5 protein-coding genes and 1 pseudogene are annotated in these 10,527 nt (G+C 58.4%); 3 read left to right on the top strand and 3 right to left on the bottom strand.

The genetic code is table 11. The features are described from left to right. Both D3227_RS26945 and D3227_RS26940 read right to left on the bottom strand, forming a co-directional pair. Nucleotides 1-299 (bottom strand): annotated as a pseudogene (locus D3227_RS26945) (DUF4258 domain-containing protein); the annotation flags it as partial. 57 nt (nucleotides 300-356) lie between these two features. Then, nucleotides 357-3,728, bottom strand: a complete 3,372-nt coding sequence (locus tag D3227_RS26940; protein ID WP_120017299.1) for a TM0106 family RecB-like putative nuclease — start codon at nucleotides 3,726-3,728, stop codon at nucleotides 357-359. A gap of 79 nt (nucleotides 3,729-3,807) precedes the next feature. Between D3227_RS26940 and D3227_RS26935 the strand changes: the two genes are divergently transcribed. The 3 genes from D3227_RS26935 (at nucleotide 3,808) to D3227_RS26925 (ending at nucleotide 9,756) form a co-directional block, all read left to right on the top strand. Beyond that, nucleotides 3,808-4,803 carry a helix-turn-helix transcriptional regulator gene (locus tag D3227_RS26935; protein WP_120017298.1) on the top strand — a complete coding sequence of 332 codons (996 nt, stop codon included), beginning with the start codon at nucleotides 3,808-3,810 and terminating at the stop codon, nucleotides 4,801-4,803. Between the two features lie 187 nt (nucleotides 4,804-4,990). After that, the gene (locus D3227_RS26930; protein ID WP_120017297.1) at nucleotides 4,991-6,262 is read left to right on the top strand and encodes a metallophosphoesterase family protein; all 1,272 of its coding nucleotides are present in this window, start codon (nucleotides 4,991-4,993) and stop codon (nucleotides 6,260-6,262) included. After that, nucleotides 6,262-9,756, top strand: coding sequence for an AAA family ATPase (locus D3227_RS26925; protein WP_120017296.1), 3,495 nt, complete (start codon nucleotides 6,262-6,264; stop codon nucleotides 9,754-9,756). Before D3227_RS26930 ends, D3227_RS26925 begins: the two co-directional genes overlap by 1 nt. A gap of 68 nt (nucleotides 9,757-9,824) precedes the next feature. Here D3227_RS26925 and D3227_RS26920 read toward each other — a convergent pair whose 3' ends face one another. Continuing rightward, nucleotides 9,825-10,313: a helix-turn-helix domain-containing protein gene (locus D3227_RS26920; protein WP_120017295.1), complete on the bottom strand. Its 489-nt coding sequence runs from the start codon at nucleotides 10,311-10,313 to the stop codon at nucleotides 9,825-9,827. Nucleotides 10,314-10,527 lie beyond the last annotated feature (214 nt).

Genomic DNA, 10,527 nt, shown 5'->3' with positions numbered 1-10,527 from the left:
GGTAGCGCTTGGTCTTCTTGGCGATCTTGGCCATCCGGCCACGGCTCTGTTCGGTCCACATCCACAGCTTGAATCACAAACCAGCCTCCGCCGAAATCCCAATTTTCCGATTTTCCAAACGGCCTCTTAGCATAGCTCCGCCCGAGCTCGGCCATGGCGCGAGATCTGGCCTTACCGTCCATGAAATAGACGTCGGCACCAAAGCGCCGCTTGCGGCGCCCATAGGCGAGGATCGCGTCGATGACCTCCGGCTTGATCCCCCGCTGCTGGCAGCGGATTTCTGCATGGCGCGTATACATTGATCTCTCCTCCCTCCTTGTCCCCTGGAAGGTAGGAGAGGGGGGAGCCATTTCCTGTCATGCCGCTCGCTCTTTCGAGGTAATTGGGGGGCCTGAATCCATCTGACTCCCGCTGTATTCCCGCAGGGCGCAAAACGTGCTTACGAGCCGCATCTCGTGAACGTTGTTGCAGTGAACCTCCAGGAGCCGTGGGTTCGCAAAAACCAAGGCAAGCACCTGCGCCCGCGAAACCGCGACGTTGATCCGGTTGAGGCTGAAGAGGAAATCGACGCCCCGCGGGATTTCATCCGCCGACGAAGTGGTCATGGACACTATGCAGACAGGAGCTTCCTGCCCTTGAAACTTGTCGACGGTTCCGATCCGTGAACCACGAGGCAGCGACCTTCTCAGGGCGTTCACTTGCGCGTTGTAGGGCGCAACGATCAGGATGTCTTGAAGCCTCAGGATTCTTTGCTTGCCATCACGATCACGGAACCTCACTCCGATGAGGCGCTCCATTTCGCGGCGGATAGCATCGATTTCCTCGACAGCGACCTGTCTGTTACCGGTGTGCTGAACTTCCACAAAATGAACACCTGAGGATTGAATGACATCTGACATGATCGCCTGCCTGGCGGCGCCTTCATCTGAGACGAGCCGGCTCTCGTAAATGATGTCGGAGATGAACCGGCACACATCGGGATGCATCCGGCGTGATGTTGGCAAGAAAATGCCCAAGTCGGCCGGAACAGTGTTATGCCCGGCGAGCAAATACTCTAGAGACGACAGCCCACTTTCTCCAGGATGGGCACCCTGAATTGGCTGAGGCAACTGCATAGGATCTCCAACCAGCACGATGTTTTTGGCACAGGTGCCCATCGCAACGATGTTCGCTACCGAAACCTGGCCAGCCTCGTCGACAAACAAATAGTCGAAAGTCTGCTGGAATTCTGGCCTCGAGAGCAGCCAAGCCGTCCCGCCCACCACTGAAGCCGTGATCAACTGACTGTCTTCATTTTTGGACGCGACGTAGATGAAGCCATACGGGTCGTCGAAGCCGTCTCCCCCCTTCTTTGCTATGGCGATCGGCGTGCTGGCTTCGTTGGCTCTATCGGCAACCGCACATAGCAGATTGTCGATGGCCTTGTGGCTGTTGGAGGCGACTGCAATCCGCTTTCCTCGCTTGACCAATTCCAGGATATCGCAGGAACTGACGTAAGTCTTTCCGGTGCCGGGCGGTCCCTGGACGGCCACTGTGCTGCGATCGAGGTCACCGACCGCGATAACGACTTGCGGAACGACATCTGAAGACGGATCGATGATGTTCGTCAGTCTACCCTGGCTCAGAAAGCGAGGTTTGGAACGCTGCAAGAAATCCAGGATTGCCGGGAACTGCTGATCATCCCGAATGATTGAGGCCACCGCGCGTTGAATGGCGCCTTCGATGGTCCGGGTATCCAGCGGTCCTGCAGGAACCAGGGACGTCGATTCGGGTGCACCATCGTAGCGGTTCATTGAAAACTGCACGACCGCGCGATTGCTAGTTCGATCGATCTCGATCAGCTTCGCGGAAGATGGCAGGCCGTCCACCTCGATATGGCAATCTCCCACGTCGATCTTCGTCTCCTGTGCCGGAAACTCGTACATGCGCTGCCAATAGCTGCCGGCAACAGCCGTTGCCGAAACAGCCTCCAGCCCGCCGAGGCAGTCGAGATCATCCACCAGTTCATCCGCCTCCCTCCCTATCTTGTCAAAGATGGACCACCAGGCCGGCTTCTTTTCTCGCGGGTGGAAGTAGCTCAGATCAAACAGCAGGTCGGCCAGCCGATCCCCTAGTTGCGCGCGAACTGGCTGCAGCCTCTCCCTCAGTTCGTTCGCGGCCGCTTGCTCGGCAGCAACTCTCTCAAGATTGCAGCCGGCGTCTTCGTCCGCCCCTCCGGGATCCCGCCATTCCATGTTTGGAGGACGCACCTCGGCTATTAACCAGTCGCGGAGCAGCTGCGTGGAGATGCAGTCAACCCGGTTGTAGTCGCGGATTTCATCGAGAATGCTTTGGTCGCCCGTCTCGCGCCATTTTTCGTAGGCGACTACGCTGCCACCGGCGGTTTTCACCTCGCCAGTGCGTGCTTCCATGTAGAAAGCTTCCAGGTTCTTCAGCGAATAGCGCGGTTCTGACGCTATTAATCCACCCGAGACAACGCTGTAGAGATCGATGAACCTGTTCTCCCTCAGCATTTGATCCAGCAGTGCCTCGCCGACACCATGAGTGCTGGTCAGGTGCCGCAGAGCGGAAATTTCGTACGCGGCGTAGTGGTAGATGTGCGCCCGTGGGAACCGGCGGAGCCGATCCTCGAAGAAGGCCATCAGCCGCCGCAGTGCTTCCTTCTCTTGTGCGTGATCATGAGCCCAGAAGTCCTGGAAAGTACCGGTACCATGCTCTTCGAACCACACCCCATGCAGATATTCCAAGCCGCCTTCGTAGAACGGGTCGCCTTCGATATCGTAGAAAAGATCTCCTTGGTCCGGCTGCGGAAGCAGCGCCAAGCCACGAGCGGGATCGTAGGGCTTCAACTCGAAAGTTGGCGGCCCCCCAGCTCGTCGAGCCGTTTGCAGCCGAGCCTGGGTCTTCAGTTTCGATAGCGTTGCCTCGGCAAGTGTTGGAACCCGAGTATCGCACTGACCGAGCGCGGCCATTGTCATGATACCGGCTGCAGTCAGCTTGTTGCGCTGGGTCTTTGAGATGCCGGCCACCAAAGCCAGGCTGTCCGTTTCTTGCCAGTGCCTGGTGCAGTCTTCACGCCAGCGGCAAAGCCCGCACATCTTGACCGGATCGGGCGACGTGTCGTGGGGATCGGCCACGAAGTCTTCCAGCCGCTTGCGTGCATGACGAGCAAACGCAGCATACTCCAGGAGCCGGAACGAAAACCGCTCGCCATTGCCCAACTGGATATGCGCATGTTCTGGCTCGACCCCTTGGGCCTCTGCAAGCAGGTCCGAATACAGAACAAGTTGCAGCACATGTTTCGGGTCAGGCTTGCGCTTCAGCTTGGTGTCGACCACTTCATACGAGAACGGGCCGAGCAGCGACGGCTTGTCCACCTTGATGAGGAAGTCGGACCAGCCGCCCCACGGCGGAGAGAAAAAGGCTCCTTGGAACAAGACATCAGGGCACTCGAATAGCGCTTCCCGCGTCGCCTTAGCCGCAACAGCTAGATCCTTTTCCCGGCTGAATTCGATGATGCGCAAACCGTCGTTGCGGAGCTTCGAGAGATAATCCGCTTCGTGAGCGTCACCGTAGTGCTGGAGGATCTTCGCGTCCTCTGTGTCCTGCGCAGGCAGCAACGGCTCGCCCCGAAGGTAACGCAAGTCCATCGCCGTGGCATGAACGCAGCCCATGAACCGCATCAGGTCCGATGCGGACAGCAAGATATTCTTGCCTTCCAGTTTCATTTCACTTCCCCACCCAACGCATAATAGAACCGTAAGCACTGTTCATGACAATAGCTGTCACCCGGATTGGTGAAGATCGATGTCATTTGAGAAGGCGCAGCAGCTGATTGAGCTTGCAACGTATGTTGCAGCCCGAAGAATGGGCGTGACAGTTGACGATGTCGGGGAGCGGTTTCGCGTATCCAAACGCACGGCGCAGCGGATGCTGCATACGCTCGAAGTTCAATTTCCCGATACCGAACCCAGCTTCGAAGACGATGGGCGTAAACGCTGGCGATTACAGACGGGAGCCCTGCGCGATCTGCTCACGCTCACTCCCGATGAACTGGCGGCGCTGGATCTCTCGATCGAGACACTGGAACGGAATGCTCAAGGTCTGGAGGCCGAGCAACTCCGTTCTTTGCGAGAAAAGATGCTAGCGCTGGTGCCGGGCAATCGGATCGCACGTCTGGAAACTGACTATGAAGCATTGCTTGAGGCGCAGGGTCTCGCAGCCCGTCCGGGGCCTACGACAAGGCTGGCGCCGCATGTGGGTTCGACCATAGCAACGGCGCTTAAGGGGTCGCAGCGGCTGAAGATCGTCTACCAGTCCCGCGGGTCAGCGACATCAACCGAGCGAGTGGTCGAACCTTACGGAGTGTTGATCGGAATCCGACGCTATCTGGTGGCCAGGCCAACAACCGATCGCGCGGGTCCGCTCCGGCACTTCGTGGCTGAGAAGATCGAACGTGCGGAACTGACCGGCGAGGTCTTCGAACGTGATCCCGGCTTCGACATTCATGCGCATGCGCGCCAGGCGTTCGGAGCTTTTCAGAACGACAGTGAGTTTGGCGAAGTCATCTGGAAGTTCAAGCCTGACGCAGCGCCGCATGCACGAACTTTCCTGTTCCATCCGGCTCAGATCCTGGAGGATCAATCCGACGGTTCACTGCTCGTGCGTTTCTGGGCGTCCGGTCATATGGAGATGTGCTGGCACCTCTATATGTGGGGAGACAAGGTTGAGGTCGTGGCGCCGGAGGCCCTTCGCAGAATGGTCGAGACGCACCAGCGCTCTGACTTTCCCTCGCTTCCATAGAATGCAATTTCCCAAACAGCTTTGAACCGCGGGAACTACACGATCCCTGCCTGGTGACAGTTTCTGTCATTAGCCTGTGGAAACCTGAAATCCCGAGGGATTGGGAGCCTAGGCAGATACCTAAGCGCAGCCCAGTATCTGTTTCGGGGAATCAAAGCCTTCTCACGCGAAGGCAAAAGGTGAGGGCATGGCTTTTCGATTTGTTCATACGGCGGACGTTCACCTGGATTCGCCTCTTCGGTCGCTGGCGCTGCGCAACCCGGAACTAGGCGAACTGATTGGCAACGCGACGCGGCGTGCTTTTGTCAATATCGTCGATCTCTGCCTATCCGAGCAGGTCAACGCGCTTCTTCTCGCGGGTGATCTCTACGACGGCGATCAGACCTCCATGAAAACTGCGCGGTTCCTTTCCGAGCAAATCCGCCGACTGGACCAAGCCGGAGTGCGGGTATTCATCATCCGGGGCAACCACGATGCGTTGTCGAAGATCACCAGAGAACTGACGTACCCGGAAACCGTAAAAGTCTACGGTGGGCGCCCGGAGGCTATCTCGCTCGAATTGGATCAAGCGACCCCTGTGGTTATTCACGGGCTTAGCTTTGCGCAGGCCCAGTGTCGTGAAAGTCTGGTTGGAAAGTACAAGCCACGGGTCGAAGGCGCTGTGAACATAGGTCTTCTGCACACCAGCCTCGCAGGAACGCCGGGGCACGATTCGTACGCACCCTGCAACGTCTCGGATCTGGAGGCGACAGAGTTCGACTATTGGGCGCTGGGTCACATTCACAAGCGGTCAATCAGCACCGGACGCTGCACGATCGTAATGCCTGGCATGCCCCAGGGGCGCGACATCAACGAATCCGGTCCGAAATCGGTGAGTCTTGTTACGATCGCTGATGACCGAACCGTCCACATTGAGGAGAAGTTCACCAGCATCGCACAGTTCGAGCGCGTCGCGATCGACCTCGATGGCGTCGCAGATTGGCGTCAGGTGGTGACCACCGTTGCGGGCACCCTGGGGGCTGCGCGGGTAGTTGCAAATTCCGAACATCTTGTGGTCCGGCTTTCCTTCACCGGACGAACGCCGCTCGCATGGCAGCTCCGAAACGATGCCGACCTCATCATGACCGAAGCCGAGCACAGGGCATCTGGCATTGGCCGGACCTGGATCGAGAAAGTGGAGATCCAGTGCACCGACCTCGTTTCCGCAGATGAGTCCAACGGGGATCCACTCGTCGAACTTCGAGAGCTTGTCGGAAGCGAGATCATCGGCTCGGAGGCTTACCACGCCGCGCTCATCGATATTGGGGAGGAGCTTCGTGGTCATCTGCCACCAGAAAGCAGAGGGACTTTCGGTACTGATCAGGAGGAGTTTCGGGCCACGTTGCGCCTGCTCGCGCAGGAGGGGGTCGAAGATGTGCTCGCACGGCTCCATCGTCGGAAACAGGATGAGGTGGCGTGATGCGCATCAACCGGCTTGACCTTACCCGCTACGGCAAATTCACCGACAAGCACATCGACTTCGGGCCCATGGAGCCGGGCCGTCCGGATTTACATATCATCTACGGTCCGAACGAGGCGGGCAAATCGACTGCCCTATCTGCATTCCTCGACCTCCTCTTCGGCATCGAGTCCCGCAGCCGCTATGATTTCCTCCATCCATACTCAACGATGCGCATCGGGGCCGCATTGGACATCGATGGTGTTGCCCGGGAGCTTGTCCGGATCAAGAAACCCCAAAGCAGTTTGCTTGGTCCGGGTGATCAGCCGATCGGCGAGCATTTGATACTCGGCGGGCTTGGTGGAGTTGAACGGGACGTCTATTGCGCGATGTTTTCACTCGACGATGACACCCTTGAGGAAGGCGGCGAGAGCATCCTGGCCAGCAAGGGTGATCTCGGACAGCTTCTGTTTTCGGCAAGCACAGGATTGGCCGCACTAAGTCAGACACTTGTTGAATTGCGTTCGCAGGCCGACGGCCTTTTCAAACTCCGTGCCCGCAGCAGTGAAATCGGCGACTTGAAAAGTCGGCTTTCCGATCTGAAGGAGCGAAAAGAGAAGATTGACACGCTCGCCACCCATTACCGCCAGATGGTGGAAACCAAGGAGCGGTCACTGGCACACTATGACGAAGCGATGGCCGACCGAACCCGAACGCAGTTGCGGCTGGACGAGATCAGGAACCTGGTGACCGCACTGCCACGACTGGCGGAATTGCGTGACATCCGTGACGGTCTCGCCGAGTTGCAAGATATTCCCGAGGCGCCGCCTTCGTGGGGAAACGAACTGCCGGCACTTCGTCAGGAGGACATTGAGCTTGCTGTGAAGCGGGAGACGGCGAAAGAGTCAATGGCCGAGCTTGAGAAAGGGCTCAATGCCATTGCCCTCGACGATATCGCACTCACCTTGGGGCAAAGGATGGATGCTATCAGCGAGTTGCACGCCCGTTATGTCACCGCTGCAAGCGATCTGCCCGACCGTCGCCTGCAACTGACGGAAGTCGACCGGGAAATTGCGAATATTCTGCGGCTTCTCGAGCGCCCTGATGAAGACGAGCCAAGCAGCCTGATGCTCGGAAGTCGCATTTCTGGGAGCATCAGAGATCTCGTTGAACGCCGGTCCGGTATCGACGCGACGGTTCAAAATGCAAAGCGCGAAGCCGATGAGGTAAACCGCCGTCTGATTGAGTTGCGGAGCAACCTCTCGAGCCAAGCCGCCGCCATCACAAACAGCGCAGCCATTGCGGCGCTAGCGAGGGAGCTCTCGGCTCTTCGAGAGAATGATCATGCAGCCCGCCGCCGTGTCGCGGAACGCTCCCGTGTGGATTTGAAAGAAACACTGGCGCAGCAGATGTCGGATCTCCGACCGTGGGCTGAAAGCCTTGACCAGGTACGGCAAATGAGAGTGCCGGCACCTTCTGAGCTGGAGGCTTGGAAATCAGCTCTGTCTAAAGCGAAAGCCGAGGTCGATCACTACAGCGATGACAGCGGGCGCCTCACGAGTGAGCTGCGGTGTTTGCGAGCTGAAGTGGATGCGCTGAAGAATTCTACCGGCGTTGTGGACGATCATGAGGCAGCGACGTCGCGATCCGCGCGTGAAGCGGCATGGGCTACGCATCGTGACGCGCTCAATGAATCGACCGCTGCGGCGTTTGAGATCGAGCTGCGGAAAGACGACCTGATCACCAGCGCACGGCTGGGACAGATGAGCGACCTGGCGAAGCTGAATCAAACCTATCAGAGGCTCTTCGTCGCGGAAGCGGAATTGGAGCGCTCAGCGGAGCTGCTGAACGCGGCGAAGACGGAACGCGAAGCTATCAGGGCCGAGATTCTGGATTCCGCTCGGAAAATGGCTCTGACTGTTTCTGGCGAGATCAAGCTAGGTGGGCTTGAGGCATGGCTGGGACGCCGCGAAATGGTCCTCGCGACAGCCGACTTGCTCCGGGAGGCCGAAGGTGACTTACGCCAGGCGGAAGCGGACGGCTCGGCGGCGCGCAACCGGCTCTCGGCGGCACTATCGGCGGCAGCCGTTTCCCAGGATCACTCTGACTCTTATGAAGCGCTTTTGGCCAGGGCCCAATCCGCCGTTGATCTTGAAGTCGAAAACAAGAATCTGAGGGAGCAACTTGAACGCTGCGAAAGGGAGCAGGCTTCCCGCCAGTCAGCCCTTGAAACGGCAACTGCCGACCAGGCGCTATGGGACGCGTCATGGGCTGAGGTTTGCAAGAGCTGCTGGCTCGGCGCGGGAGGGACTATCCCCAGCCTCACGACCGTGAAGGAGGTCATGGACAGACTTGCCGAGCTCGGCCCGGCCGCTCAACGACAAGCCGGTTTGGCAGATCGCATCGCCAAGATGGAGGAAGATCAGGCTGCCTTCTCATGCGAGCTTGCAGCCATGGCCGCAGAACTCGGATTGGAGCAACCAGCAGAGAGTGCCCCGAGACTTTGGGCCCTGATGTCCGCCAGAGTGGAAGAGGCCCGATCGAAAAAGGCGGAAAGGGAATCCAAGCACCTTGCTCTGGAGGATCAGATTCTCAAAAACCGGGACCTGGAGGCTGAAATCGCGGTTTGCGAGCGACGCAAATCTGAAATGACGCAGCTGTTCGGAGTATCATGCTTGCAGGAGGCAGAGAAAAAGCTGCGCATGATCGAGCAAAGGAGAGACTTGCGCCGGCGGTCCAATATCATCGAACGCGAAATCCGAGACGCGCTATCAATCCAGGACATGGCCGATGTCGAACAGATGCTTGACGCCGCGGATCGGCCTGCGCTGGAGGCCGAGCAGGTAGAACTCAGAGCCCGGTTTGACGATCAGGATCGGCGCGTACGAGAGTTATTTACGGCATACAGCAAAGCGTCCGACGAGGTGGATGCCGTCGACGGCGATAGTGCCGTGGCTGCTCTTGAAGAGCAACGGCGCACGGTCATCCTGGAAATCGAGGATAAGGCGTTCAGGTACTTCCGCCTCAGGGCCGGCGTCGTCGCGGCCGAGCAAGCCTTGCGCCTCTATCGCGACAAGCATCGCAGTTCGATGATGCTTCGCGCCTCGGAGGCTTTTCAGGTGATCAGCCGCGGCGCCTATCGCGGTCTGGCGACCCAGCCTGACAAGGACACCGAAGTGCTTATTGGCATCGGGGCTGATGGGAGTTCCAAGCTGGCGCAGGAAATGTCAAAGGGAACGCGCTTCCAACTCTATCTCGCGCTCAGAGTGGCCGGCTACCACGAGTTCGCTCAATCTCGCACTCCTGTTCCCTTCATCGCCGACGACATCATGGAGACGTTCGACGACTTCCGTGCCGAGGAGGCCTTCCGGCTATTCGCCGACATGGCCAAAGTGGGTCAGGTAATCTACCTGACGCATCACCAGCATCTTTGCGATATCGCTAGACGGGTTTGTCCCAATGCGCGCATACACGAGTTGGCGCCGCCGCTCGCTCTGGAAAGCCGTGCGGCATGAGACGTCGTCATAGCCCTGCTTTGTATACATGACCCGTGCGTCGAGCTTAGTGTCCCCCAAGGATTCGCTTAAAGATTGACCTTTTGCGTTTCCGCGGCCGCTCCGTCCGCGGCACGTTCAAGGGCGACCATCTTCTTGACCAGGGCCAGCAGATCGCGCTTGGTGCCGTGCGGCAGAGACACGACCTGTTGTGCGAGTTCCATGCTGTCGCGCGCCTCCTCCGGCGTGCGGCCCCATAGATGCGGGGCAGCGCCGAACAGCATTTCCATCGGCATGAATCCCAGGATTTCGCACAGGTGGATCATGCGGGTGACATGCATTTTTGAGAATGCGCGTTCATAGCGGCCGTAAACCTGCATCGAAAGACCAAGCAAGGGAGCAAGCTCGGCGCGAGTAAGATCCTTGTCCTCGCGCGCCTTGCGGATGAAGGCGGCAATTCTTTCATCGATTTCGCCGAGGGTTTTAATGCCTTCGAATCCCGGGCGGCGGAAAACAGGTTTGTCGATCTCGGGATCGGTCGCCTCAATCAATTCCATTTTGTTTTTATAGGCGTCCATATCCTTAGCCACGTCCTCTCCTTTCTTGCTTTGCTCCAGTCGCGGACAGGGCGACGATCTCAATCAAACATTTGAAAACGGGATTGCCCCAAGGACGCCCCGGCACTCTCTTGCAGAGCGATTTTCCAGGAGCCGGGAGTGAGGACAGCGCCTTCCGCTACTCGCAATAAGCAACCATCACGGCCGTGCTGCGATCGCCTTGCATGGTTCTTTC

The sequence above is a fragment of the Mesorhizobium waimense genome, from assembly GCF_003601975.1.
Lineage (GTDB): Bacteria > Pseudomonadota > Alphaproteobacteria > Rhizobiales > Rhizobiaceae > Mesorhizobium > Mesorhizobium waimense.
This window is presented reverse-complemented; position numbering and strand designations above follow the sequence as displayed.

Bases quoted from the DNA above. Each gene is read 5' to 3' on its own strand.
- D3227_RS26940 (WP_120017299.1), bottom strand. From the start codon at position 3,728: ATGAAACTGGAAGGCAAGAATATCTTGCTGTCCGCATCGGACCTGATG.
- D3227_RS26935 (WP_120017298.1), top strand. From the start codon at position 3,808: ATGTCATTTGAGAAGGCGCAGCAGCTGATTGAGCTTGCAACGTATGTT.
- D3227_RS26930 (WP_120017297.1), top strand. From the start codon at position 4,991: ATGGCTTTTCGATTTGTTCATACGGCGGACGTTCACCTGGATTCGCCT.
- D3227_RS26925 (WP_120017296.1), top strand. From the start codon at position 6,262: ATGCGCATCAACCGGCTTGACCTTACCCGCTACGGCAAATTCACCGAC.
- D3227_RS26920 (WP_120017295.1), bottom strand. From the start codon at position 10,313: ATGGACGCCTATAAAAACAAAATGGAATTGATTGAGGCGACCGATCCC.